The sequence below is a fragment of the Bradyrhizobium sp. HKCCYLS3077 genome, from assembly GCF_051167555.1.
Classification (GTDB): Bacteria; Pseudomonadota; Alphaproteobacteria; order Rhizobiales; family Xanthobacteraceae; genus Bradyrhizobium.
This window is the reverse complement of sequence record NZ_JBNPTH010000002.1, coordinates 652,628-678,044: the sequence shown is the minus strand read 5'-3', so window position 1 is coordinate 678,044 and position 25,417 is coordinate 652,628. Positions and strand designations below refer to the sequence as shown.

Below are 25,417 nucleotides of genomic sequence, written 5' to 3'. Positions count from 1 at the left end.
GGCTGCTCGAAGCCGCTTGTCGCCTCATGCTGCAGCTCAACCGGATGCGACGCTCCGGCATTCCTCAGTTCTGCCACCTTTGCCCCACGAGATTCACGCCGGCATCGATGAGGCGCTGCCCATGCTTGAACAGCCGATCGCAATCACGCCTCATGAACTCGATTTGATGCCGGCCACACTCCTCGACCATGGCCTGGATCCCTTTCACGGAATGCACGCCGGCGAGCTTCGACACGAATTCGGCGAGCAGATGGGTCTCGGTCCGCGCGCGATCCAGAGCCTCATTGCTGGCAAAGAGAACCTCCTCCAGCATGATCTGCTGCGAACCGATCAGCAACTCAAGCGCATGCTTGTTGGACAGGGCGACACGTTCGGACAGTTCGGCCGTCTCGTCGGCGATGACTTTGGCCCCGGAGAGCTCAGACATGGCACCTCTCCTCTCGCTGGAAGAGGCCCTCCTTAGCCGATCCCCGGGCGGAAAACCTTGCGCTGCATCAATGACGCGGTCACCTCGCCGATTGACCTGCGTCAAGTCGCAACCTGCGCGACATATTACCGTCAGTCAGCCTTTGACATTGGAGTTCGCCATGCGCGCCCATCAGATCATGACCCGTCCCGTCATTACCGTCACGCCGGACACCTCGATTGTGGATGCGGCCAACATCATGCTGCAGAAGCACGTCAGCGGCCTGCCCGTGGTCGATGCCGCCGGCAAGCTGGTCGGCGTGGTCTCGGAAGGCGACTTCATCCGCCGCACCGAAATCGGCACTGGACGCAAGCGCGGCCGCTGGCTGCGTTTCATTCTCGGCCCCGGGAAATCGGCCGCCGACTTCGTCCATGAGCACGGCCGCAAGGTGTCTGAAGTGATGACGCGGTCTCCTCTCACGATCACGGAAGATGCCGCATTGGCGGAGATCGTGGAGCTGATGGAAAAGAACCACGTGAAGCGGCTGCCGGTGGTCAAAGGCGACCAGGTGGTCGGCATCGTGTCACGGGCCAACCTGCTGCAGGCCGTCGCCACCCTCGGACGGCAGGTGCCGGATCCGACCGCCGACGATGATCACATTCGCAATCGCGTGATCGACACCCTCGAGAAGAACGACTGGTGTCCGTTCGGGCTGTCGGTCATCGCCAAGGATGGCATCGTCCATCTGAGCGGCGTCATCACCGAGGAGCGTTCCCGCCAGGCGGCCATTGTTGCGGCCGAGAACGTCGCCGGGGTCAGGAAGGTCCACGACCATCTCTGCTGGGTCGATACCATGTCCGGCATGTATCTGAACTCGCCGGAAGACGATGAGATGGCCAAGGCCAGCTGATCTGACGAGGGACTACGACCGGTCTCGCGAATCCTCGCCGACGGTTCTGGCGGAGGCTCACACTCGCGAGGCCGGCTCACCCTGTCCAAATGCGCCAGCCCGGCGCGAGCGTTCGATATCCTGCTCAGAGTATCCGAGCCGATCCCGCAGAATGGCGGCCGTATGCTCGCCAAGGCGCGGAGCGGCTGAGGGCTCGACGGTCGGCGTCAACTGCATGGCAATGGGCGGCTCGATATTCGGGATCGTGCCCGCCGTTGCGTGCGGGAGACGACAGACGCGCTGTCGGGTCCGGACCTCCGGCGCATTGAAAGCCTGCTCGACTGTACGGACGCGTCCGACCGGAACGGAGGCCGCGTTCATCCGCGCGATCCAGGCGTCCATGCTGTCGGAGGCGAAGATGTCGGCAATGATGCGGCGGAGCTGAGCGCGGTTGATCCATCTCGCCTTGCGCGTTGCGAATCGTGGGTCACTCAGGAGGTCGGGACGGCCGAAGACCTCCGCCGCCAGCCGTTGATACAACCGATCATTCGCGCACGCCACGTACAGCGGGCCGTCTGACGCTTCGTAGAAATTTCCATTGACTCAGCTCCAGGTCGCGCTTGAGCTCGAGGCCCTTCAGCATCTCCTGATAGGCGAGCTCGTTGTCGCGGCCGGCATGATCGACCGCCTGCTGGGTGCCGGAGACCCGCGCGACCTTGTAGGGGATCTGGCACTGGTTGCCGAGGCGGACCGTCGGCGTCGTGACGCTGGTGTTGGGGTCGTCGCCTTCGAGCTGGGCATTGCTGCCGTCGGCCGGCGCCAGCGCCTGGGTCTGCCATTCATGGTTGACCGCGGTCGCCTTCTCCTTGTCGACGCCGCTCATGAACGGCGTATCGACCGGGTCGATCCGGTAGATCATGTCGCTGAGATCTTCGCGGTTGCCGACCGCCTGGTAGGTGACGAAAGTAGACGTAGGTGTGGTCATCGGTGATCCCTTGATGATCGTTGCCCAGCGCAGAGCGTTCGTCCGCCGCGTCGCCCGCAAGCGGACGACACAAGCGCGACGCGCCGCCCTGCGGCTGCGAATATCTGAAGATGGACTAAGTCGTTCAGGTCCCGCCGGCCCGATGGCGCGAGAGGTCAGTCTCGGTTCGGCTCATGCGGAACGTCGATGCCGTGGCGCCCGGGTGAACCGAGGTCGGCGGAGCTGCATTAAGCAAGGTCGCCTCGAGACACATTGTCCCAAGACGAACAAATCTCAAGACGAACAATCCCGAATCGACGACATGCTTCGGATCGAAAGACATCCTGACGCAAGTCAAACATGCGCCCAAGAAAACGCCCGCGCCAAGCGGTCGGCCGCGGGCATCTTCGAATCTTGTGATGATACGTTTATCGTGGTGATTTGCCCGACGTGTCAACGAGTGATTGCTGTCGCTCGCCGGAGCAGGAGCTTGGCGATGCCGTGGAACGACACGGTGATCAAAGTCGAGACGAACGTGGTCGATGCCAGCAATAGACCCATGCGAATGCCGCCTCCTAGGCCACTTCCAAGGGAGAACAGCAACGTCATGACCATGCCGAAAATGGCGCTGGCGCAGACGATTTCGACAAAGACCTGAAATACCGGATGCTGCGTGATGAATTGCCAGGGAAGCAAGGCCGCGAGCCTCGCCCCCATGATCAGAAACGTCACGGTCAAAACCGCCATCGCGGCGGCGACGATAGCGAAGTAGATGACGGCCTCGATCCCTCCCGTGATGATCATGCCGAGTGACACAAGGACGGCGCTACCGTACAGCAGCAGAAACTTGATGATGGCATCGACGATGAAGACGGCATACCACCGCTTTATGAGGCCGCTCATGAGACAGCCTCGCCGGCCAAATTGGGATTGAGAACGATGGGGCGAGAATGTGATGAGGTCTTGTCGCTCAATTGAGGACTCCGACAACAGTCATTTTGTGAAAGATCAATCCAGCGATTGATGATCAAGCATCACGCTGCGGACTCCAAGCAGACGGCCAATGCAGCCCCTATCTCAATCGTGTGGCGGCTTTTCTCAAGGGCCGGGACGCTCATGGCCATCTCGCGCTTGCCGCCATTGCCGCTCAAAGCAAGGCAGGTTCTGGGCGACTTGGCTGACCACGGACCGGCAATGGCGAAAGCTCAACGAACCGTCGAGGCAGACGATCGTCCGGTCGAAGCTGATCGACCTTGCGTACAAGCGTTAGAGACGGTCGGCACGCCGGACCGATGCACCTTCGCATTCTGACCACTGCCAGCCGTTGTCGTTTAAGAGCATAAGGAACAAATAAAGAACAAGTCAACAGCTTTCGTGGTCTTCTGTGCGGCCCGCTTACAGCACGCCAAATCGCTTTCTCCGCTCCGCGGTCTGCGCCAACTCCTTCAGCTCCGCCTCGGCCAGCTTGCCGTTGGCGACGATCGCACCGAGATGGTCGCGCACCTTGCTGACGATGTTGATGGCGAGAAACAGTTTCTCGCGGCCGGCGACATCGTCGATCAGCGTCTGACGCCAGGCCGCGCTGTAGCTCGCCTCGAGCGTAGCGAAGGCGCCGGAGAGCAGCTCATCGTCGAGCAGGGCCCTCGCGCGCACGCCCCGTGCCGCCGTCTGTTGCAGAAGGCTCTCGTCAGTCATCGCGCCGCTCCGTCTTGGTGTCAGATCCGCCATCGATGTGCGCAGCGGCCGCTGCGAGGCCGACCGCCGCTTCAGCGATCTTCATCTCATGAGCCGTGTGCGCCTGCTCGCGCTTTTGCGCCGCCTCGACCGGCTTGAGATGCGCATCGAGCAGCGCGATCTTGGCATCCAGGCCGGCCTTGATCTTGGCCAGCTCGATCTCCGCCTGCATCTTCACCTGCTGATGGACCAGGTCATTGTGCGCCTGCTGCTGCGCCAGCTGGGCCTTCTGCGCCGCGATCGCCTGTTCGGTCTGCACCCGCGCCTGCGCCGCGATGAGCTTCGGATCGGGCGGTGGCTGCGGCGGCGCCGGCGGCGGATGCAGCAGGCGGCCGGTCCGCGGGTCGACCGCGGCCGGATCGTTGAAGAAGCGGCCGGGATTCTTGTGGCCCATGATCCGCGTCAGCTCGGCGGCCGTGTTGTAGAGCTCGCGATCGCCGACCAGGTTGATCTTGCCGGCCATCGCCAGCTCCTTCTGCACGTTGGCGATCGCCATCGTCTGCGCGAACTGCTGCGCCTTGCCGCCGGAGCCGAGCCCGACCTCGATCGTCATGTCGTCGCGCGTCTTCCAACTGCGCGGATCGACCAGGACCCAGGCATTGCGCAGCCGCACGGTCTGGCGCTGCTGGCCGTGCTTGCGGATGGTGGCATGCAGCAGGCCGAACATGTCGCGAACCCCCTCGGCCATGATCCGCGCGATCAGCTTGATGCGCATCTGCGACGCCGAGAAGACCTGCGCGACGGCCGTCGCAGACTGGTTCTGCAGCGCGTTGGCGTCGATGCCCTGCGCCTGCTTCGACAGTCCCGAACGGCTCTCGAGCTCGGCATCGATGTATTGCAGCATCGGGTAGATCGAGCTGGTGATGTCGGGCACGACCTGCCAGTTGAGACCACCGGCGGTTTTGGTGCGCACCACGCCGCCGGGGCGCGAGACCAGGAGATCGTCGAGCGTGTTTGGGCCGGCGTTCTGCTCGGCGACTTCGACGCGGGGATTGTTGTGCAGATAGAGATTGTCCAGCGCTCCCCGCTTCAGCGCCGTCTTCTCCCGCTGCAGCGGCATCACCAGGTCGGCGATCGAGCGGCCGAAGAAGCGGTGCGTCATCGGCACCGGCGTGGTTGCGGCGAACGGGATCGCATCGAACGGCGTGATGCAGTCCTGGCCATCCTTGCGCAGGATCTCGCACTCGTCACCGCCGGTAACGATCTGGTACAGGCACGGCCTGCCCTCGCCTTCATAGTCCATCCGGAGGTAATGCTCCGTGATCCGGACCAGCCGGGTGCCCGCATTGGACACGCTCGATGACGTCTGCGAATGCTCGTCGACCGTATCGCGGGCCAGGGTTTCCACGCGCGTGGTCCCGGTAGAGTCGCCGAGCGACCTGATCTGCGCCGCGTCAAATCCTTCGGCAATGAGCTGCGCCTCGGTCTTGGTGACGATGTCGTGGAAACAGTAGTTGCAGTCGCGGATCGAACGCGCACCGCGCTCGATCCCGAACTCCTCGGGCGGCACGCCCATCACCCGCGCCTGGGCGTATCGTCGCGTGGTGACGATGGTGACGTCGTGCGTGATCGGCGGCACCGGTTGCAAAGGCGACACAGAAATTCCGTCTGCGCGCAAATGTCCATTCTTGTTGACCGACAAATCGTTCTCCATATCTTGTAAGAATCGAACGTGTGGTACTGCGTGCAGCTCGCGGTTGCGGCATTTGCGAGGGATCGAGCCGTGATGAGCCCTTTTCCCGATTTACTCGGGCTCGGCTGGTTGGCTGGTATTGTCGGGATTGCCCACAGAGCGCGTTCGCAGCTCCGTCTTGCGCTCAGGCATCCAGCGCTGGATGCGAGTTCTGCGGACTTTCGCCGATTTGGTCTGACCAAACCGGCGATCTACATCGACCCGGCCAAGCTGTCCGAAGCTGGTCGCGCGCTCCTGTCGCGAGCGCAGTGGGGAGAGCGATGTCTTTTCGTTTGGATCGTCGATGTTCCGCGCTCGTCTTGATCCCGCTCGTCTCGCCCCCTTTGCATCCGTGACCCAGCACAGCGGCGCTGGCGGAAGCACCATGGTCATGACGGTGGATTCGTTGCGTGACGGATCAACAGATCAGAGCAGCGTACGGCTGCTATCAATTCGAACCGGGACGGTCCCGGAGGTAGTCCTGGATCATGCCGAGAAGACCGTCGGCAGATTCCACTTGCCCGGGGGCTCCCGAGCCGCCACTCACAACGGAAGCAGCCAGATTCGCGGGAGCTCCGAGACTCGCGCGCCCGTCTTTGATGTAGGGAATGACCGACGCACCATCGAAGAGCACACGGTCGGGAGGGCCTCCCGAAACGGCGCGAGCTGGAGGCGCATGGACGTCAGCATAGTCGGAGAACCAAGGAGAGATCCCGGACGCGAATGGCTCGCTGCCGGCCGAATGTCCCGCATAAGGCACGGGCCGCTCAGCGCCGCGCTGAATTCGGATCGGCAGACTCTGGGGCATGTGGCCAGGCGCCGCGGACTGATCTGTCAACCCCATGATCGGGGTCAGCACGTATTTCCTGATGAAAGCGGCGATCTGCTCCGGTGTCGCCGTAAAGTTCGCGCTGACACCGGGAAGTCCAGCTCCTACTCCGATCGACGATACTTTCGCCTTCCAGGGCAGCGGAACGCCGGATGCGTCCGGAATGGTTGCGTTGAGATTGAACGATGGCACGTTGACCGACGCTCCGTACCTGAGAGTGTCTTCGGAGGACATGCCTCGTCTCAGGTGGATGAGGTGCACCCCGCCTCCTCCCTTGCCTACTCCTCCTGTCACCGTGATCCTCGGCGCGGACGGCGCCCCCGGATTCCAATAGTATGTCGCTCCAAGCCCGTACGGCAGCTCCAAGGAGATGCCGTCCGGCCGAAGATTGCCTTTCTCATTGACCGACATTAGACTACCTATCATCTATGACAACAACTCGATCAGGTTTGATCGGCACCTCATCAGCTCCGCAGACATGTCCTACACGGCAATCGGCATCCTCTGTGTTTGGGCGATCGCAGGCCTGCCGCTGGGGGGACTATGGCTGAATGATATCCGCGTCATCCACAACCATATTGCCCCGAGCGCCTCGGACATGCGCTACCAAAAGCCGGGCTCTTGGTTTTGGACGTGGGCCGGCTTTTACTTCACGGCAATGGATCCCGCGAAGCTGACCGAGCCCGGTCGAGAACATCTGAGACTCGCGATCCGGCACGAGTGGATGCTGTGGGGATGGATTGTCGGATCCGCGCCGATTATCGTCGCTATAGCCATGCTGGGCTGATGCGTTCGAACAAATGCGATGCGATAAGCCCTGCGACTTCCTGACGATACTAAAACAGTTGTTCGTCCCGAAGTCCGGTGAGCCTTGCGCAGTCCGGTTTGCGGGCATCGCTGCCCTCATCGGATGAGCATGCTCGCTGTCGGCTCAGCGCGGCCCTCGAGGCCGCCGTCCGACTTGATCCGGCGCGTTCGAGACGATCGTCGCCCTCACCCGCGTCAGCTACTGTGGCGGGCTGCCGCATCGTTGTCGGCTCCGCGCAGATTGACGCTCTGCTCCGGGCCACGCATCGTATGCGCGACGATCCGCATCGCGCCGTCCGACTCCATGACGGACTGCGCCAGCAGCGCGAACTGGTCTTCGGTGAGATCATAGTAGGTCTCCCGGCTTTCCTCCTCGCGCTCTTCCCACCACACCTTGACGATGCCGACCTTGGAGAGAAGCGCATCCTTGATGAACGAGTAGAGGATCATGAAGCCCGGGTTCTGCTGCATGAAGACGTGGTTGACGTAGTCGGTTTCCTGCGACGCTGCGGCCTCGTCCTCGGGACCGACCGGCTCGAACCGCACGACCTCGTCGGAGCCCGCGAAGATGTCCATCAGATGCGGCATCAGGCCCTCGACCGTATCGGCGACGTCGGTCGAGACGGCGCGCGAGCGCCCCTCCTGCGCCGGCATGTCCTTCTTCATGTTGCCGAGATAGTAGTCCATGGCATCGGCGCGCTCCTCGGCGAGCCGCGCCGCCGAGACGGCAGCGAGCGCATCGGCCTTCTCGGCGGCGAGCATCGTCTTGAGGTCGGCATCGGACATTCTGGGCATGATCGGAACCATATCGTTGGCAAATGGCGTTCACTGAAACAGGATTTGAATGCTGACGTTGACGGTGACCCGGACCGACGATGGGCTCACCACCGCAAACAGGCACCGGTGACGACTATCAGCGCGATAGATTCCACGGCAAGCGGGCCCCCCAAGATCCGGGCCACTCTTCATCAGCGGGCCCTGAGTCTCCGAACTCCGGAAGCGCGAACGGATCTCCCTGCATCTCGGCTCCAGTGGGCCGCCCGATCGGATCCGCAGACCAAGGCATCGGCGTGAGTTGCTGATGACGCCAGAGTGGCGCGCTCGCACCGTCCGTCGATCCCCAGCGGCCGAAACGGTCGTCAAACAACGGCGCCTGATCCGCGGCGGACGATTGCACGGGCATCGCCTGAACGGGCATCGTTGCTGTCGACCCTGGCGTCACCAGAGGTAACGGCTGGTCTGCACGACGGGAGCGCAGAACACGGATAGGCGCCCTGACCGCATCGGGCACTGCTGCGCCGCCATCTGTCGCGGCCAACGACGACCGCTGTCCAGCCACAAGCTCGCCAGGCGACGAAGAGCCGTCGGGCAAGACGGTGCGCGTTGCAGTCACCCCGCCACCGCGAAGGCGAGCGAGTTCGCGCAAGAGCGGCGCCTGCGGCATCTCGGCGTTGCCTGCCGCCGACGGCCAATGGCCGAAGCGCTCCGCCCACCCAGCAGGAACGCCATCAGCGATGGTCGTGTCTCGCTGTCCAGCCCGATCCCCTCGCTTGCCCGGCACCGACTGTCCGCCCTCGGCCGGATCGTCGGTGACCTCAGGCGCCGACCAATCATCCTTTTCCCATGCCTTCGCCTCGAACGCGCGCTTGGCATAATACGGCGTCGACTTGGTCTCCTTGTTCACATAGGTTCGATCGTGCGACAGGCCATTGTAGAGCGCGTAGATGTTCTCCACGCTTGGATCATCCAGCCGCTTGGCGATGGCCGCGATGAGCCTGGCCGTGAGCTCGATGTTGTCTCGCGGCTTGTGAACGTCGGAACCGGGAATGAGCTTTTCCCAGCTCGGATCGAGGTTGCCCGGAAGAATGGTCTTGGACAGCAAATCCTTAGGGAGCGGCAGCGACCATCGGATCACCCGATCCACCGCTTCAGCGGCGTAGCCGTATGCACCCCGCGAGATTTCGGTGTAGATGACGGCTCTCACCAGATCGGGATCGAGAGCATTGCGCTTGGCAGCGTCCTCGATCAGCGCATTGTATTTCTGGATCTCCCGAGCTGCGACACCGTGCGGCTGATAACGATTGTTGACCGGCGGTCGCCCCTCCTTCGGAATGTCCGAAAACTTCTGACTTTCGAACTCGAATTTGGTGTCCGGAAGATCTTTCAGGATGGCCTGCCTGCGGTCCTCAGCACGTCGCAAATATGTCGGCATGGAACTCCTCTACGAACGTCCATTCATGAACTTGATGGAAAGACTCGAAACAATCAGGATGGCGTAATACACTGCGGCGACGAAACCAGTTCCGACCCACATCCTCTCCCAGCCGTAATTTGGAATGTAGTTCAACATTGGAACGACCAGCAGATCCCACCCGCAGGTCCGGCACTGATAATACGTATTGTGCTGAAGTCCCCTGACCACCATATAAAAATTGACAGGCGCAGCAATCAGCGCCGGCACGAGCACCCAGAACCATCGGCTCAGACTCGATGTCAGTTCGACTCCAAGCCTCGCCCCTACAGCCGTCAACAGCAGAAGAAACACCGCAAGCAGAAATCCGGTCGTCACGACGGCCAGCACGAATTGCGCGACGCCCACCACGAATAGATATTGAACAGGAAACCAAACGGCGAGTAGGACGATCACGGAGATGTATTTCAGGCGGTTCAGCAGATCACGCATCGTGCGAGCCATTCCAGAGCGGGTTGAGGCAACAGCAAAGTCCGCGGCTATCTACAAACTGCATCGCCGGGTGATGCAACGGCGCCATGTGCGGTCATGTGGGTTGACAACAATGTACACGATTTGTTCTGGTTGCAACATTGCTTTCCGGTTGCAGGGCCCGCGGAGTTTAGCCATCGCCGCCGCAGGTCACCGCCACCCTGCGTCCTGGTAGCGGATCGGTCGGTTGAAGCTCATGATGCGCCCCGGCGCCTCATAGCAGACCGCCATCATTCCGAGCGCGTCGGCGGCGTGTGACGACCAGTCGTGCTCGGGGCCGAGCCCGACGTTGCGCGTCTCGTCCTTTCGCTCGTGATAGAAGCCGAGCGCTTCGCGTCCGGCCTCGGTCGTTGCGGCGTTGAACCACAGTTGTGGCCCGAGGCGGCGCAGCGCCTCGATCCGCATCATGGCGGCTCCCCTGCCCTGGTTCTTGAGCGGCGGCTCGACCGCGAAGCCGGCATCGCGCAGATGATCGGCGTAGCGCTTGCCCGTCACGGAGTTGGTCGCCAGCCCGTCATGCGGAAGATGGATGATGGCGCTCTGATAGCCCCGCTCGCGCAGCCAGTTGACATGGAAGGCCAGCACCTGGCCGACAGCCTCGTAGTAGTCCAGCACGCGGATCTCGTTGCCGACCCACTGCACGATCCAGATCGTGAAGGCATCGGCGGTCGCGCCGGCGCCGCCGATGTCGATGAAAGCGCGCAGCGGTAGCAACGGATCGGTGGCCACTTTGCCAATGCGCCCGTCACGTTTCGCCTGCGCCAGCAGATCAGCGTAATAGGCTCCTTCGAACGCGCGCACGTAGTCGCCCTCCCAGATGTGCTCGTAGCGGTCCGGATAGAGCGAAAGGTCGAGTCGCCGCTCTTCGTCGAGCACCGCCGGAAACCACGGATTGTCCCGCCAGCTCGCCTTGATCACGACGGCACCGTCCGGCTTGCGGCCGCGCAGAAAATCGTCGACGGCATCCGACTTGCGGCGCGGATTCCAGCTCGCCCACAGCTCCGAGCGCGGCGCACGGATCGTCGGCCGCAGCAGCGACAACGACCGCGCGCTCAAGGTCTGCGCTTCGTCGACCCAGGCAATCCGAAACCCCTCGAGCGACTTGATCGATTCCGCCGTATGGTCCTGCATGCCGCGAAAGATGATCAGCCCGTCACCGGGGGTGGCGATGCGATCGCTGAAGGAGCGAAACCCCTGACCGAGGCCGAGGCCTGCAATCTTGGCCTCGATCAGCCGCTTGGACGATTGAGCCAGCGTGCGTTGCGCCTCGCGAATGCAGACCGCGAGCGTGCCACGCTCGGACTGGCAGGTCTCGACCAGGAGCTCGCCGAAAAAGTGCGACTTGCCCGAGCCGCGGCCACCGAACGCGCCCTTGTAGCGTGCGGGGGCAAGCAGCGGCTCGAACACTTTCGCGGTGGGGATCCTGAGGGTGGACAATGACGGCCCTCTCACGATGTCATGGCTCAGCTCATAGGTTTCGGCGCGAACAACTCTCGTCAATCAGGACGAATTCAAGTCGGCCAACGGTCAGATCTTCCAGCAAGGCGTCCGGATCCTTCTTGTGCCCTTCGGGGTAGTAGGACCCGTCTCCGTTGATCATGTCGTCGAGCTGTCGTCCTATGAAATTGAAAACACGCGTCCGGTCGCTAGCGCGATGCTTGGCGCCCCAGGCGCAGGCAGTGGAGTTTGCTCGATGAGACATCGGGTGTCGGTCATGTTTGATCCATTCCCGGCATAATCCCGTCCAATGGTTCACCGGGCGCTCTTCTGAAATTCGAGATAAACGGTCCCGACCCGCCGACTCCAGGAGAACGGGGTTCTGACGAAGTCATCAGGGCCTGACGACATGCGCCGGTAGATCGCAACGCGCAGCAAACCTGGTTTTACGAGCAATTCAAATCGTTCTCGGCTATCGATCGTGTGGCAGCAGCCCGGCGCGCCTCGGACCACCATGTCTATGGCGGCAAAGCCATCGGTGTCCGGATGGACGAGGACTTCGACATCCAAGTCGGCAGCCCTGAAGCGGCACACGCGTTCGGGGCCACAGCTCTCAAGTCGGCCGCTACCTGTCTTGCCCTCAGCTTCGACGGCATAGTTCAGGGCGAAATCTCCGCCGATCGCCGGGCGGCAGAACAAGGCGAGCAGGATGAAGCCGACCGCGAGCCTTCGCGTGAGGGCCCAACCGGCCTTGTGCTTCTTAGGCCGCGTTGACCGCGGCGCGTGCCCCAGCAGCAGCAGCATCTCGATAGCTGTCAATCAACCCACGCGCGGGGCGCCTCTTCTGGAACAAAGATAGAACAAACAATCTTGACCGTCAATATCGAGCGAGCCATGAGCGCCGCCATTCCTGCCTCGTCAGCTCTCCTGCTCGTCATGCTCTTCATCCGGATGCACGATGACGCGCTCGATGCGGTGGATCAGCTCCAAAGCGCCGTCCTCGCCATTCTGCAGCGCTTGCGGCGCCTTGCCCCAGCCGCGATCGAGGATGGCGTTGGCAGCCGACACGCGCGCCGCGTGGGTCGCCTTCGGCGAGCGCATCACGCCGACCAGCGTGTTGATCGCCGTCTGGGTATGTCCGCGGGCGATCGAGCGGATTTCAGTGATGGTCTTCGACATGGCCGTCTCCGGAAGAATGCGAGATCACGACAGCGCGTCGGCAGACGCGATCACGATGAGACCCAGCAAGGCGAGCGAGATCAGATAGGCGGTCATCCTGGCTCCAGATCAGATGAAGGAAAAGGCGCGGCAGATCGCGGCCAACGCGATCGTTTCGGGCGCGAACCCTATCCCCTCCACGAGGGACCGCAGCAAGCGCGGCGACGGTCGCCGCGCGCGCGGACCGTCCCGTTCGCGCGGGACGGCCAATATCCGGAAGACGGCAACGACGCGCGCGGTCCCGCAGGCTGGCGATCGACGGCGTCAGGCAAGAGTGCAGCTTTAACAACAGCCGTCAAACACCCGCGTGCGAAGCGCCGCGGACTGCCGATGCTGCGATTTCGGAAATTTCGATGCTGGCAATATGCCGGTGATTTGCCCGACTTGTCAAATTTGATCAAAAGGTGGCAGTCGCAACCTTCGACTTCGCTAACCGCGCGAACAAGTCCCGCCGGGGACCAACAAAAAGCCCGCTGCCGATTTCGCGGCGCGGGCTCTATGATTTCTTCGATGGTGGCAGAATGAGGCTGATTTGCCCGACGTGTCAAGCGTCGCGGCGAATGGCGATTGTCACCGATCGAGAGCTCATCGGATCAGCTGAGAAGGAGGTTCCTCCGATGTACGTCGTCGCGGCCGTTCTGGCTGTCTTGTCCGCATTGTTCTATGCCGCCGGGCAGCATGAGCTCGGTGCTGTCAGCAGCGATGTCTGTCAGGTCGGCAGCCTGTTCTGCGACAAGCCGCATTACGTGATGGCGGGGGCCGTGCTGGCAGGACTATGGGGCAAGTTCGTCAGCATCCGCTGACCGTATATGGCGCGCGCTCGATCAGTTCCTGATCGCGTAGAGTGGCGTTCTCACGGTCAACTGATAGACCGGCTTCGGAGCCCACGCGATCTGCGCGGTGATGCCGAACAGCCGGTTGTCGTCGTCGTCCATGCGATCGAGATCGAGCCGGACCAGGGGCTGCGTGTAGGACGGGATCGGCGTGGCGACGAGCAGCTGCGCGCCGGCGAACGACTGGAGCCCGACGCGCGCGGAGAGCTTCCAATTGTTGTCCCACTGATAGAAGCCGCCGACATAGCCCGCCGTCGTGCCCCCGACCCGCGCCAGCGTGGAGTCGACCTCGACATGGGTGTACTGGACGCCCGCGAGCCAGCCTCGCGTCTCCTCAGGATCGAGGGCGTATTTGGCCTCCACGACCGTGTTGAAGGAGGTGGTGGCCAGCGGCGAGGCCGGCACCGATCGCGTCATCGTCGACTGCAAGGTCAGCGTCGGAAACAGCCCGCCGTTCTGCTGGTAGACGTCGGCCTGGAAGCCGAGAAACCAGCTCGTGACGGCCACGTCGGACCATCCGGAAAGGCCGTTGTAGGAGGCGCTGCCGGTGAAGCCGGCATAGAGCGACAGGGCTTCGCCAAGATCCACCGTCAGCGGAATATCGACGCCGACGCCCTGGTTGGTGGGCACCGAAAGCTGCGGCCGTCCCGGCAGGACGGGACGCTCCAGCAGCCGCCGCAACGTCGCGATCTGCGACAATGTCCCGAACAGCGACGTGTCGCCAAGGCCGGTCGATAGCGCTCCACCGGGCACATAGGCGTAGTTCGTGCGGAAATCGATGTAGACGTTGGCGAGGCCCGGCTCGGGCTGGTCATCATCCTCGTCCTTGGCAAGCGCGCTGCCCGCCGCGACCAGTGCCGCCCCGACCACCAGAACGAACAGGCTTCGCAGCCCGCGCCGGCAGCCCGGCAACCATTCCTCGTCCGTCATCACGCGCCCCCCGCGCCCGAAACTACGCCGGACGGGCCTGCCCCTTCAAGGGCGGATCAGGACGGGAGCGGCATCGTCAGGGGACAGCTGCGATGAGCATCATGGCGACGCCGGCCGCGTGGCTGCGCCGCGTGCGGCCATGACCTGGCGCAGCACGCGTGACAGCTCGTCGACCGAATACGGCTTCTGGATCAGACTGAAGCCATGACGGTCGCCCTCAGCGAGCACGTGGCTGTAGCCGCTGTTGAGCACGATCGGGATCATCGGCAGGCGGCGGCGGATCTCCTGGCCGAGCGTCACCCCATCCATGCCCGGCATGACGACGTCGCTCAGCACGAGATCGAAGCTGTCGGGCTTCTCCTCGATCATGCGCAGCGCGTCCGTTCCGCTGCGCGCCAGCACCGTGCGGTAGCCGAGGTCCTCGAGCAACTGGGTGGAGAATTCACCGACCTCGGGGTTGTCCTCGACGACGAGCACGTTCCAGCGCGCGTCGGGCGCTTCCGCCCTGCGCTCGCTTCTTTCCCCGGGACCGAGCGGCTTGTGGGTCAGTGGCAGGAGCAAGGTCAGGGTCGTCCCCCGGCCGAGCTCGCTCTCCGCCAGCACGCGACCACCGGACTGATGAACGAAGCCGTAAACCTGGGACAGACCAAGGCCCGTGCCGCGCCCGACCCCTTTGGTCGTAAAGAACGGCTCGAAAATCCGGTCGATCTGTTCGGGCGCGATGCCGCATCCGGTGTCGCTGACGGAGATCGAAACGAATTGCTGAGACCCGTCATCGGGTAGGAGCTCGCCCCGGATGGTCAGCACGCCCTGGCCTTCCATCGCATCCCGCGCATTGGCGACGAGATTCACGAGCGCGGTCTCGAACTGGTTGATGTCGACGTCGACGGGAAGCGGCCGCGAGCGGAGGTCGAGGTCGATCATGGCCGGCGCTCCGAGCACCGTCTGCAGCATCTCCGCAATCTGCTCGATATGCGCTGCCGCGTCGAAGACGCGGCGCTCCATCGGCGTGCGGCGCGCGAAGGCGAGCAATTGGCCGGTCAGCTTGGCGGCACGATCCGCCGTGTCGGAGATCGCGTCCACGTAGCGTCGCATCCGCTCGGGCGGCAATTGCCGGCGACGCAACAGGTCGGCCGATGATCGGATCACGGTCAGCAGATTGTTGAAGTCGTGCGCGACGCCGCCGGTGAGCTGGCCGATCGCCTCCATCTTCTGTGCCTGCCGAAAGGCCTCCTCGGCCTTGCGCCGCTCGGTCAGTTCGACCGCCTCCGGGACGATCGCGACCACCTGCCCGTACTCGTCGCGCACGGGGCGCATCTGGAAGTCGAACAGGCGCAGGCCGCCGACCGGAAGCTCGAGCTGAAGTTCCTGCCGCGCCTCGTCGCCGCGGGCCACGGCCTCCACCAGAGATCTGATCGTGTCGGGCATCTCGGGGGTGCTGGCGAACCACGGCGTCTCCCAGAACGCCATCCCCGCGACCTCGTGCAACGGCGCCGCGATCGCCTCGAGCGAGGTGGCATTGGCGTCGAGCAGCGTGCCGTCCGCCGACAGCAGCGCCTGGAACGTGTAGCTCGCCTCGAAGATGGTGCGCAGCCGCGCCTCCTTGGCCCGCAGCTCCGCCGTCCGCGCCGTGACCTGCTCTTCCAGCCGTTCATTCAATCCACGCAGCGCCATCTCGGCCTCGCGCCGCACCCGCGACATGTCGATGTTGGCACGCACCCGCGCCAGCAGCTCCCGCGCGCTGAACGGTTTGCTGAGATAGTCACTGGCCCCGGCGTCGAGTCCTTCGACCTTCGCCTCCTCGCCGGCGCGCGCCGACAGCATCACGACCGGAATGTCGTGCAGCTTCGGATCGGCCCGCAGCGCCAGCAGCAAACCAAAGCCGTCGAGCTGCGGCATCATCACGTCGGTGAGAACCAGATCCGGCCGGCTCCGCCGGATCGCTTGCAGCGCGGCGCGACCGTCGGCGACCGCCTCGACGTCATAAGTGTCCCCGAGCAAGCGCTGGACGTAGTCGCGCATGTCGGGATTGTCGTCGGCGAGCACGATGCGATCGCGACCGGGCACGGCCACGATCGGCACATCGAGATCATCGGAGGATGATGGGTGGGGCAGATCCTCGAGATCGTCGCCGCTCAACCAGCCCAGCGCCTCGTCGACATAGGCCTGCGCTCGCGTGGTCGCGACAGCCTGCCCCCGCGGCCTCCCAAGCTGATCGGCAGGCAGGTGAGCCGATCCGAGGGGCAGCCGCACGGTGAACGCCGAGCCGCGTCCGAGCTCGCTCTCGGCCGTGATCTCACCACGATGCAGCTTCACGAGCTCCTGCACCAATGCGAGGCCGATGCCGCTGCCTTCGAACGAGCGGCCACGCGCGCCTTCGATGCGGCGAAAGCGCTCGAACAGATGCGGCAGCTCATCGGCGGGAATTCCCGTGCCCGTGTCGCGGACGGTGAGCTCGGCGTGGCGCCGATCGGCTGACAAGCCCATGGAGACCGTGATCTCGCCCTCGAACGTGAACTTGAAGGCATTGGAGACGAGATTGAGAACGATCTTCTCCCAGAGGTCGGGATCGACGTAGACCGGCTCGGGCAGATCGCTCGCGCGGATGACGAGCCCGAGACCGGCGCGGTTCGTCGCCGAACGAAAGTTGGAGACCAGCTCCGTCGTGAACGAGGCCAGATCGACCGGCGCAAATCGCGCGGTCATCCGTCCGGCCTCGATCCGAGAGAAGTCCAGCAGCGTGTTCACGAGCTTCAGCAGACGAATGCCGTTGCGATGCACGAGGTCGAGAACCGATCGCGTGTCGCCGGGCAATTGGGTGGCGTCGCGACCGAGCAGGTCTTCGAGCGGGCTCAGCATCAACGTCAACGGGGTGCGAAACTCGTGGCTGATGTTGGAGAAGAACGCCGTCTTGGCGCGATCGATCTCCGCCAGCGCCTCGGCCCGACGCCGCTCCGCTTGATAGGCACCGCCATTGCTGACCGCCGCAGCGATCTGCCCGGCGACGAGGTCGAGGAAGCGGGCATAGCTCTCGTCATACAGCCGAAACGGATTGAGCCCTGCGATGACGAAACCGCCCTGTCCTGCTTCACCGGACGAGGGTATCGGCAACACCACCGCTTGCGTCGGTGGTTGCCGCCAGCCCCCGGTCGGAAAGGGCACCCCGAATAGATTCGCCAGATCGCGAACAAGTACCGCGCCCTGCCGCCGCAACGCCTCAGCAAGCGGCCACGCTCCTTGCGGCCCGATGTGCAGCGTCCCCTGCACGGCCGGATGCTCGCGCCCGATGCCGGTCACGGACTCGAGATGTGCCGTCTCGCCGCCAGGTTCGATCATGTAGATCATGACGAAGGGGAGATCGAGCGAGTGCTGCGCCAAGGCGGAGGCGCAGCTCGCGCAGGCCTGCTCGATGCTGCGCGCCTCCGCGCCGGCATTCGCAAGCGCACGCAGCAGCGACAGCTGGCGCTCGCTGATCACCCGCAGCGTATCGTCCGTGTTCGCACAGAAGATGCCGCCGGGCGATCCGTCGTCATCGGGAATGGGGCTGTAGGAGAACGTGTAGTAGGTCTCCTCGGGAAACCCGTTGCGCTCCATGATGAGGAGCTGCGCCTCGACATAGGTGCCCTGATCGCCGCGGCTGGCCTTGGCCAGCAGCGGTCCGATGTCCTCCCAGATCTCGTGCCAGACCACCGAGGTCGGGCGGCCCAGTGCTTGCGGATGCTTGCCGCCGATGATCGCCTTGTAGGGATCGTTGTAGAGATAGGTCAGCTCCTTCCCCCAGCCGATCCAGATCGGCTGCTGGGACGTGAGCATGATCCTGACCGCGGTCTTCAGGCTTTGCGGCCAGCGCTCCGGCGGCCCAATGGGCGTTGCGTCCCAGTTCAACCGCAGCATCAAGCCGGCGAGCTCGCTGCCTCCGGCAAAGAGCCGTTCACGCTCGGCAACCGCCTCTCCCTGATCGTGCCCTGCTGGCACCTCGTCCGGCACGCGCTCCCCCTGGTCAAAACACGACGTGATCGTCAACGCCGGTACTCTTCTACGGTTCCAGAGACCGGAACAAAAACGGCCCGTTTCGACTTCGAATGAGATACGTCCGCCTAGGACTGCTCGCCATGACCACCGCCGTCGAATCTGAGCCGAACAAGCCGAAGAAATCGGCAAGGAGCATCCTTCGACTCCTCGGGCCGGGCCTTGTGACCGGTGCGGCGGACGATGATCCCTCGGGAATAGCCACCTACTCCCAGGCCGGCGCACAGTTCGGCTACGGGCTGTTGTGGACGGTCTTCCTCACCGCGCCCTTCATGATCGCGATCCAATTGGTCAGCGCGCGCATCGGCCGCGTCACCGGCCAGGGCCTTGCCGCAAACATCTCGAAGCTGGCGCCGCGATGGATCGTCTTCGGGCTTGTTGCGCTGCTGGTCGGCGCGAACACGTTCAACATCGCGGCCGACATCGCGGCCATGGCCGAGTCGCTGTCACTGGTGATCGGCGGCCTCAACCATGAGCACGCGCTGATCTTCGCAGCGCTGTCGACGCTGCTCCAGGTCTTTCTGCCCTACCGCCGCTACTCGCCCGTGATCAAGGTGCTCACGCTGAGCCTGTTCGCCTATGTGGCGACGGCGCTGCTGGTCAAGGTGCCCTGGGGCACGGCGCTCCTCGCAGCGGTCTGGCCGAGCCCCTCCACCGATGCGGACTACCTGTTGACGGTGGTCGCCGTCCTGGGCACGACCATCAGTCCCTATCTGTTCTTCTGGCAGGCGTCCCAGGAAGTCGAGGAGATGAACCAGGGGAAGGTGGATCGCCCGCTGCGCGAGCTCTCGAAGCAGGACCATCCAGACCTCCGGCGGATCAGGATCGACACCACCATCGGCATGATCTTCTCGAATGCGATCGCCTTCTTCATCATCGTCACGACAGCCACCGTCCTGCACGCGAATGGTGTCACCAGAATCGACTCCGCCACCCAGGCGGCCGAGGCCCTGCGCCCGCTGGCCGGCGACTTCACCTTCCTGCTGTTTGCGCTCGGCATCATCGGCACCGGCATGCTGGCCATCCCGGTGCTGGCGGGATCGGCGGCCTATGGCGTCGCGGAGATCTTCGGCTGGCACGCGACGCTGGAGGCCAAGCCGGACGAAGCGGTCGGGTTCTACAGCATCATCGCCGCGGCCACGATCATCGGCTTCGGGCTCGGCTTCACCGGGATCGACTCGATCCACATGCTGGTCTGGAGCGCCGTGCTGAACGGCATCGCCGCAGTCCCTATCATGGCGATGATGATGGTCATCGTCTCCAATCGCGGACTGATGGGGCGCTTCCGCGGCCGCTCATGGCTGATCGCCTTGGGGTGGATCGGCACAGCGATCATGGCGATCGCCGTGCTGGCATTGCTGTGGTCATTCGTCACAGGGCGCGGCTAGCGCCCCCCGCTGTCCCGCAAGGTCCGCAACGCAGTTGCACAACGTCATTGGTGCAATGCGGAACGTAAACTGTGTTAACAGTCCGTTCCCGCCAATCCGCCGCGGTTGATCCCGATCAACGCCGATGCGCTCCGGTATGGCGAGGCTCGAATGAAGGACCTTGGAGACCGCCTTGACCCAACCGCAACGCATGAGCGCACCGACGCTGTCCACCTACTCCCCGCGCGGGCTCGCGCTGCTGCGCGATCCGCTGCTCAACAAGGGGACCGGCTTCACCGAGCAGGAGCGTGATGCGCTGGGACTGCGCGGCTTCCTGCCTGCCGGCGTGCTGTCGATGCAGGCCCAGGCCGAGCGGATCCTGGTCAACCTGCGCAGCCTGTCCAACGATCTCGAGAAGTATGTCGCGCTGAACTCGCTGCACGATCGCAACGAGGCGCTGTTCTTCCGCGTGGTCTGCGACAACATCGACGAGATCCAGCCGCTGATCTACACGCCGACTGTCGGCCTGGCGTGCCAGAAATACGGCCTGATCTTCCAGCGACCGCGCGGCCTGTTCATTTCGGCCAATGACCGCGGACGGATCGCGGAGATCCTCGCCAACTGGCCGTATCGCGCCAAGCTGATCGTCGTCACCGATGGCGAGCGCATCCTCGGCCTCGGCGATCTCGGCGCCAACGGCATGGGCATCCCCGTCGGCAAGCTGTCGCTGTACTCGGCCTGTGCCGGCATCCACCCCGAAGAATGCCTGCCCGTCATGCTCGACGTCGGCACCAACAATGAAGAGCTGCTGGCAGATCCCTATTACATCGGTCTGCGCCAGAAGCGGCTCACCGGCGACGCCTACGACTCGTTCGTCGACGAGTTCATGACGGCTGCGCGCGCGGCGTTCCCCGGCGTGCTGATCCAGTTCGAGGACTTCGCCAATCACGCGGCCTTCAAGCTGCTGCACAAATATCGCGACGAGGCCTGCGTCTTCAACGACGACATCCAGGGCACTGCGGCCGTTGCGCTCGCCGGCCTGTTCTCGGCGCTCCGCATCACCGGCGGCAAGCTGCGCGACCAGACCGTGCTGTTCCTCGGCGCCGGTGAGGCGGCGACCGGCATCGCCGATCTCGTGGTCTCCGCCATGATGGCCGAAGGCCTGCCGGAAGCCGAAGCCCTGCGGCGCAACTGGCTCACGGACTCGCGCGGCCTCGTCATCAAGGGACGCGACAATTTGCACGGCCATAAGCTGCGCTATGCGCATGAGCAGGCGCCGATCGGCGACTTCCTGACCGCGATCAAGACGCTCAAGCCGACGGCGATCATCGGCGTGGCTGCGGTCGGCGGCGCCTTCACCCCTGAAGTGTTGCAGACGATGGCAGAGCTCAACGAGCGCCCGATCATCTTCGCGCTCTCCAACCCGACCTCGAAGGCCGAGTGCTCTGCCGAGGCAGCCTATCGCTATACGCAGGGGCGCGCGCTGTTCGCCTGCGGCAGCCCCTACGATCCGGTCAAACTCGACGGCAAGACCTTCGTGCCGCGCCAGGGCAACAACTCCTACATCTTCCCCGGCGTTGGCCTCGGCGCCATCGCAACCGGCGCGCGGCTGGTGACCGATGAGATGTTCATGGCCGCCGCGCACACGCTGGCGAACTGCGTCACCGGCGCCGATCTCGAGCAGGGCAGTCTGTACCCTGCCCTGCCGCGCATCCGCGAGGTGTCGGCGCAGATCGGCGCAGCCGTTGCCGGCGTGGCCTATCAGAACGGACTCGCCGCCGGACCGGCCCCGAACGACCTGCTCGGCTTCGTCGAAGCCAAGATGTACGACGCGCGCTACTGATCACACGCGCTACTGATCATGATGGTCCGGATGCCTCGCGTGACGCGAGGCATCCGCTCTATGGCTCCGGAACGATCGCGTTGGTCGGCGTCGGCCGATCCGTGATCTGCTGACCGAACAGGCTGGCGATCAGTTCGACCGCGACCCGCGCGGTCTTGCCGCGTTCGTCGAGGAACGGGTTGAGCTCGACGATATCGACAGAACGTACCAAGCCGGAATCGTGCAGCAGCTCCATGATGAGATGCGCCTCGCGATAGGTGGCGCCGCCCGGCACGGTGGTGCCGACTCCCGGAGCCACCTCCGGATCGAGAAAGTCGACATCGAAGCTCAGATGCAGGACGCCGTTGCGGGCCCGGACCTTCTCGATCAACCGCCGCATCAGCACGCCGACGCCGAACTCATCGATGGCGCGCATGTCGGCGATGCTGACGCGCCGCAGCCGCAGCAGCTCCTTCTCGGCCTTGTCGACCGAGCGGATTCCGAACAGCTCCAACTGGTCGGGGCTGATGCTCGCGCGCGCTTCGTCGCCGAGCAAACCGTCAAGTCCGGCCTCGCCGCACAGAAATGCGGCGGACATTCCGTGCATGTTGGCGGTGATCGTGGTTGCCGGCGTATTGTAGTCGGCATGCGCATCGAGCCAGAGCACGAACAGCTCCCGGCCACTGTCGCGACAATGACGCGCGACGCCGTTCACCGATCCCATCGACAGCGAATGGTCTCCCCCTAAGAACACCGGAATGGCGCCGGTCTGCGCCAGCTCATAGCTGCGGCGCGCCAGGATCCGTGACCAGCGCTGGATTTGCCGATAATGCTTGGCGTTTCCCGGAGGCTCGTCGTTGAGTTCGCCGATCTCGGCAATACCGACATCGCCATGGTCGATGACGTCGAGGTCCAGGCTCTCCAGCACGGTGACGAGGCCCGCCGTGCGCAAGGCCGCCGGCCCCATCAGCGTGCCGCGCACGGACGCACCGAGATCGATCGGAGCGCCGAGGATGGCGATGCGTTGCGGCGGGGCCGGGTTTGAGCGATCCATGAGCGATCCTTTTTGATCGGGCCGACTCTAGCGGTTTCGGCGCGCGAATGCGGTGCGCGACAACACCGATCCACCGGATTCCGCACCATGCACCTCCGGCCGAGGGAACCAATCGCCCGAGCCAGCATTTTCCGGAGCGTCACGTCTCCCATTGGCCGGAGCGAGACTGGTGAATCAATCCGGCCGATCAGCGTCGAGAAGGCTACCAAAGTGAGCAGCGAAACGTTCGAAACTCCTCCGCAGCCGGGCGTCGCCGAACGCGCGCTCGATACCGCGACGGACATGTCACGCACCCTCGGCGAGGTGGTCGGCACCTTGAGTGCGGCGGTGGACCGGCTGAGCCAAGCGGCCCGCGACGCGCGACGACCCGGGACCGTGCTGTCGACCGTCAGCGCGGTGACGCGCGAAGCGCCGCTTGCGAGCCTGTTCGTCGCCTTCCTGTTCGGTGTCGCCGTCGCGCGCCGGCGCTGACGGCCTCAGAACAGCCGCGGCCCGCGCCGGTCGAGCTGGGATTCCCAGGTCAGCAGCGTGGCTACGGCGATCATCATCGCAATTCCGACCACGCTGATCGCGCATTGCATGGCAAAGCCGCTCGCCACGTCGGTCAAGATGACTTGCCCGAGAAAAGCCAGCAGGACTCCCAGACAATAGATCGAAAGCGAGTTCTCGCCGCATCTGATCATCGCGGTCATCAGCGGCCGGATCGGACCTCGCCATTCCGGCGGCGCCAGACGCGACACCACCAAGGCCAGCGCCAGAAAGTGCAGCAGCCGGACCGGCGCGAGGTGGCTCTTGTAGATTGGATAGATCAGACCGCTTACGGCCGACGGAATCAGGCTCTCCAGCACCTTGAACTCCCAACTCAGGGCCATGAAGAGGCTGAAGGCGAGATAGGCGAGCGCGGCAACCAGCAGTGTCCGCGAATCGAGGATCGGACGCAGGCTCCTGGTCCCGACAAAGCCGTACCAGGCGCCGATCACGAACAGGAACTGCCACGCGAATGGATTGAAATAGAGCTCGCCGCTCGGCCACGCCGGGACCTGCCAGCTGAACAATTGCACCATCATGTACACGACGAACGAGAGGGCGAGCGTCAGCGTCGCGCTGCTCATCATCGCGAACAGCACGATGGGAAAGCAGATGTGCAGGATGGCGAACGTCAGGAGAATATCCGTGTTCACCGGTGCGAACTGCAGCATCGCGACGTGCAGCAGGGTCGGCCCGGGCTCGCGAAAGAAGAAGCCCGTGTTGGTCTCGTCGACGAAGCGCGTGCCGCCGCCGACCGCCCAGACCAGCGCGGCATAGGCGAGCAGCAGCACCAGGAACGCCGCGTAGATCTCCCAGGCGCGCCGCAGCGCGCGCACCACCGTCGTCGCCCAGCCCTGCGTCGGCAGCGCCCCCCCATAGGCCAGCATGCAGGTATAGCCGGAGATGAAGACGAACACTTCGGACGTGTCGCTGAAGCCGTAGTTGCGCAGCGTCAGCCAGGCCAGCGAATTATCGGGCACGTGGTCGATGAAAATGAACCACAGCGCGAGCCCGCGACACGCGTCGAGCCTGAGGTCGCGATGCACCTTGCCGGTTTCAGAGACGCGATCCGCGGTCGACGGCTCTCGATGCGCGACACTCAACAGCGGCCTCTTCCCGTCGAGCGAACCGTCTTTGCGAAGCTCATTCTAGACCCCTCGTGAGCGACGGCCACCCTGCACACTGCATCGGCAGCGTACATCGTTCAACCGTCTGGCCCGCTGCGCAGCGCGCGCCCGCCGGCGCGGCGCATCCTGCAATCCTCCAGCACAATCCGACCTGGTATTCCACCGGTGCACAGAATCGCGAATCCAGGAATGACGCACGTCATCCGCGCAACGGCGGAACATTACGGGGACGGCGGTGTTAACCAATTTGCCTTTGCGGCTCTGGCAATTGTTCCAGTCCCGTAGTTGCCCGGATTGATTGTAGGTTCGGAAGACGTTGACTTGGAGTGGAAGTATGAACAGGGGGGTTCCGTGATCCACCGAGGTGTCCAATATACGGTCGTGGCGACTGCTGAACCGGACATTTGGGAATGGCGGTACGAGTTCGGTGACCAGATCAAAACCGGACGCACCCAAACCAGGCTCGCCGCGCTCGCCGCGCGCCGCGTGAAATCGAAGATCGATGCCGCCCTCCGCGCGGCCCAGACCGGTTCCGTTACGCCGGTCAATGTGGCGGAACGTTTGGATCTCGCCAAGGCGTCGCACGGGCTGACCTGACACATCCCTCTCCGCCTCCTTAGGGCCAGCGCACCCGCGCCGGCCCCATTCGTCTGTTGAGACAGATCAAGGCGTGAACGCCCGGGTTTGTCATGTTCAGGCGATGGAAACTCTCGTTTTTCGCTGCTCCCAGACGGGATCGAACGTGCAGATCGGATTGGCCGTCCCGGCCATGGCCGACGAGTTCGACGCCTATGAAGCGGTCGCGTGCCCCGCGTGCGGCCGCATGCACCTCGTCAACAGGCTGAGCGGAAAGACGCTGAGCGACAGGGAGGGCCGGACATGTCCTACATTGCCGAAGAACTGACGGTCGTCCCCGTGCCGGACTCGTCCTGGCTTCGCCGGCTCCGCATGCTCCTGAAAGCGATCGTCAGCAAGATCGACCTGTCGCACTTTCCTAAGTCGTGCTGCAACTGACGTCGATACGCTCCTCGGCGGGGCGAACGTCCGCC

At 63.9% G+C, this 25,417-nt stretch carries 26 protein-coding genes; 9 read left to right on the top strand and 17 right to left on the bottom strand.

The features are described 5' to 3' along the window. Window positions 1-64: 64 nt before the first annotated feature. Complete coding sequence (locus ACQR0Z_RS09315) at window positions 65-427, bottom strand: hypothetical protein (RefSeq protein WP_434876406.1); 363 nt, start codon at window positions 425-427, stop codon at window positions 65-67. A gap of 160 nt (window positions 428-587) precedes the next feature. Between ACQR0Z_RS09315 and ACQR0Z_RS09310 the strand changes: the two genes are divergently transcribed. Continuing rightward, on the top strand, window positions 588-1,316 hold the full coding sequence (locus ACQR0Z_RS09310; RefSeq protein WP_434918401.1) for a CBS domain-containing protein: 729 nt from the start codon (window positions 588-590) through the stop codon (window positions 1,314-1,316). A 57-nt stretch (window positions 1,317-1,373) separates the two neighbouring features. Here ACQR0Z_RS09310 and ACQR0Z_RS09305 read toward each other — a convergent pair whose 3' ends face one another. From ACQR0Z_RS09305 to ACQR0Z_RS09285, 5 genes are all read right to left on the bottom strand, one after another. Continuing rightward, the gene (locus ACQR0Z_RS09305) at window positions 1,374-1,835 is read right to left on the bottom strand and encodes a CoA transferase (RefSeq protein ID WP_434918400.1); all 462 of its coding nucleotides are present in this window, start codon (window positions 1,833-1,835) and stop codon (window positions 1,374-1,376) included. A 4-nt stretch (window positions 1,836-1,839) separates the two neighbouring features. Beyond that, complete coding sequence (locus ACQR0Z_RS09300) at window positions 1,840-2,280, bottom strand: SU10 major capsid protein (protein ID WP_434918399.1); 441 nt, start codon at window positions 2,278-2,280, stop codon at window positions 1,840-1,842. A 432-nt stretch (window positions 2,281-2,712) separates the two neighbouring features. Beyond that, a complete protein-coding gene (locus ACQR0Z_RS09295; protein ID WP_434918398.1) occupies window positions 2,713-3,162 on the bottom strand; it encodes a hypothetical protein in 450 nt (149 codons plus the stop codon). A gap of 492 nt (window positions 3,163-3,654) precedes the next feature. Then, window positions 3,655-3,954 carry a hypothetical protein gene (locus ACQR0Z_RS09290; RefSeq protein WP_434859360.1) on the bottom strand — a complete coding sequence of 100 codons (300 nt, stop codon included), beginning with the start codon at window positions 3,952-3,954 and terminating at the stop codon, window positions 3,655-3,657. Further along, a complete protein-coding gene (locus ACQR0Z_RS09285) occupies window positions 3,947-5,647 on the bottom strand; it encodes a portal protein (RefSeq protein ID WP_434918397.1) in 1,701 nt (566 codons plus the stop codon). The genes ACQR0Z_RS09290 and ACQR0Z_RS09285 overlap by 8 nt, the downstream gene beginning before the upstream one ends. 72 nt (window positions 5,648-5,719) lie before the next feature. Here ACQR0Z_RS09285 and ACQR0Z_RS09280 point away from each other — a divergent pair, with 72 nt between their 5' ends. Next, the gene (locus ACQR0Z_RS09280) at window positions 5,720-5,989 is read left to right on the top strand and encodes a hypothetical protein (protein WP_434918396.1); all 270 of its coding nucleotides are present in this window, start codon (window positions 5,720-5,722) and stop codon (window positions 5,987-5,989) included. Window positions 5,990-6,113: 124 nt separating this feature from the next. On the opposite strand, the gene ACQR0Z_RS09275 is transcribed toward ACQR0Z_RS09280, so the two are convergent. Next, on the bottom strand, window positions 6,114-6,728 hold the full coding sequence (locus tag ACQR0Z_RS09275) for a hypothetical protein (RefSeq protein ID WP_434918395.1): 615 nt from the start codon (window positions 6,726-6,728) through the stop codon (window positions 6,114-6,116). 244 nt (window positions 6,729-6,972) lie between these two features. Between ACQR0Z_RS09275 and ACQR0Z_RS09270 the strand changes: the two genes are divergently transcribed. Continuing rightward, entirely contained in the window at window positions 6,973-7,281 is a 309-nt protein-coding gene (locus ACQR0Z_RS09270; protein WP_434859357.1) for a hypothetical protein, read from the top strand. A 215-nt stretch (window positions 7,282-7,496) separates the two neighbouring features. On the opposite strand, the gene ACQR0Z_RS09265 is transcribed toward ACQR0Z_RS09270, so the two are convergent. The 6 genes from ACQR0Z_RS09265 to ACQR0Z_RS09240 all read right to left on the bottom strand — a co-directional run bounded on the left by ACQR0Z_RS09265 (window position 7,497) and on the right by ACQR0Z_RS09240 (window position 12,639). Then, window positions 7,497-8,096 (bottom strand): portal protein, encoded by a 600-nt coding sequence (locus ACQR0Z_RS09265; RefSeq protein WP_434918394.1) that lies wholly within the window; start codon window positions 8,094-8,096, stop codon window positions 7,497-7,499. Between the two features lie 118 nt (window positions 8,097-8,214). Further along, window positions 8,215-9,513: a hypothetical protein gene (locus ACQR0Z_RS09260; RefSeq protein WP_434918393.1), complete on the bottom strand. Its 1,299-nt coding sequence runs from the start codon at window positions 9,511-9,513 to the stop codon at window positions 8,215-8,217. Window positions 9,514-9,522: 9 nt separating this feature from the next. After that, a complete protein-coding gene (locus tag ACQR0Z_RS09255) occupies window positions 9,523-9,984 on the bottom strand; it encodes a hypothetical protein (protein WP_434859354.1) in 462 nt (153 codons plus the stop codon). Window positions 9,985-10,173: 189 nt separating this feature from the next. Then, complete coding sequence (locus ACQR0Z_RS09250) at window positions 10,174-11,460, bottom strand: PBSX family phage terminase large subunit (protein WP_434918392.1); 1,287 nt, start codon at window positions 11,458-11,460, stop codon at window positions 10,174-10,176. A 315-nt stretch (window positions 11,461-11,775) separates the two neighbouring features. Then, the gene (locus ACQR0Z_RS09245; RefSeq protein ID WP_434918391.1) at window positions 11,776-12,264 is read right to left on the bottom strand and encodes a hypothetical protein; all 489 of its coding nucleotides are present in this window, start codon (window positions 12,262-12,264) and stop codon (window positions 11,776-11,778) included. A 114-nt stretch (window positions 12,265-12,378) separates the two neighbouring features. Beyond that, window positions 12,379-12,639, bottom strand: a complete 261-nt coding sequence (locus ACQR0Z_RS09240; RefSeq protein ID WP_434918390.1) for a hypothetical protein — start codon at window positions 12,637-12,639, stop codon at window positions 12,379-12,381. A 656-nt stretch (window positions 12,640-13,295) separates the two neighbouring features. Between ACQR0Z_RS09240 and ACQR0Z_RS09235 the strand changes: the two genes are divergently transcribed. After that, a complete protein-coding gene (locus ACQR0Z_RS09235) occupies window positions 13,296-13,481 on the top strand; it encodes a hypothetical protein (RefSeq protein ID WP_434859349.1) in 186 nt (61 codons plus the stop codon). A 21-nt stretch (window positions 13,482-13,502) separates the two neighbouring features. Here ACQR0Z_RS09235 and ACQR0Z_RS09230 read toward each other — a convergent pair whose 3' ends face one another. Both ACQR0Z_RS09230 and ACQR0Z_RS09225 read right to left on the bottom strand, forming a co-directional pair. Next, window positions 13,503-14,441, bottom strand: a complete 939-nt coding sequence (locus tag ACQR0Z_RS09230; protein ID WP_434876418.1) for a hypothetical protein — start codon at window positions 14,439-14,441, stop codon at window positions 13,503-13,505. Between the two features lie 99 nt (window positions 14,442-14,540). Next, window positions 14,541-18,428 carry an ATP-binding protein gene (locus tag ACQR0Z_RS09225; protein WP_434918723.1) on the bottom strand — a complete coding sequence of 1,296 codons (3,888 nt, stop codon included), beginning with the start codon at window positions 18,426-18,428 and terminating at the stop codon, window positions 14,541-14,543. A 125-nt stretch (window positions 18,429-18,553) separates the two neighbouring features. Between ACQR0Z_RS09225 and ACQR0Z_RS09220 the strand changes: the two genes are divergently transcribed. Together ACQR0Z_RS09220 and ACQR0Z_RS09215 are read left to right on the top strand one after the other, a co-directional pair. Next, entirely contained in the window at window positions 18,554-19,858 is a 1,305-nt protein-coding gene (locus ACQR0Z_RS09220; RefSeq protein WP_434918389.1) for an NRAMP family divalent metal transporter, read from the top strand. 190 nt (window positions 19,859-20,048) lie between these two features. Next, window positions 20,049-21,680, top strand: coding sequence for an NAD-dependent malic enzyme (locus ACQR0Z_RS09215; RefSeq protein WP_434918722.1), 1,632 nt, complete (start codon window positions 20,049-20,051; stop codon window positions 21,678-21,680). A 58-nt stretch (window positions 21,681-21,738) separates the two neighbouring features. Here the strand turns inward: ACQR0Z_RS09215 and rocF are convergent, their stop codons facing one another. Further along, window positions 21,739-22,713: an arginase gene (rocF, locus tag ACQR0Z_RS09210; protein WP_434918388.1), complete on the bottom strand. Its 975-nt coding sequence runs from the start codon at window positions 22,711-22,713 to the stop codon at window positions 21,739-21,741. 210 nt (window positions 22,714-22,923) lie between these two features. Between rocF and ACQR0Z_RS09205 the strand changes: the two genes are divergently transcribed. After that, window positions 22,924-23,184: a hypothetical protein gene (locus ACQR0Z_RS09205; RefSeq protein WP_434918387.1), complete on the top strand. Its 261-nt coding sequence runs from the start codon at window positions 22,924-22,926 to the stop codon at window positions 23,182-23,184. 5 nt (window positions 23,185-23,189) lie between these two features. Here the strand turns inward: ACQR0Z_RS09205 and ACQR0Z_RS09200 are convergent, their stop codons facing one another. Beyond that, window positions 23,190-24,344, bottom strand: coding sequence for an OpgC domain-containing protein (locus ACQR0Z_RS09200; protein WP_434918386.1), 1,155 nt, complete (start codon window positions 24,342-24,344; stop codon window positions 23,190-23,192). Window positions 24,345-24,719: 375 nt separating this feature from the next. Between ACQR0Z_RS09200 and ACQR0Z_RS09195 the strand changes: the two genes are divergently transcribed. Then, entirely contained in the window at window positions 24,720-24,965 is a 246-nt protein-coding gene (locus ACQR0Z_RS09195; protein WP_434859595.1) for a hypothetical protein, read from the top strand. A gap of 282 nt (window positions 24,966-25,247) precedes the next feature. Beyond that, window positions 25,248-25,382, top strand: coding sequence for a hypothetical protein (locus tag ACQR0Z_RS09190; protein WP_434876424.1), 135 nt, complete (start codon window positions 25,248-25,250; stop codon window positions 25,380-25,382). The last annotated feature ends 35 nt before the right edge of the window (window positions 25,383-25,417 follow it).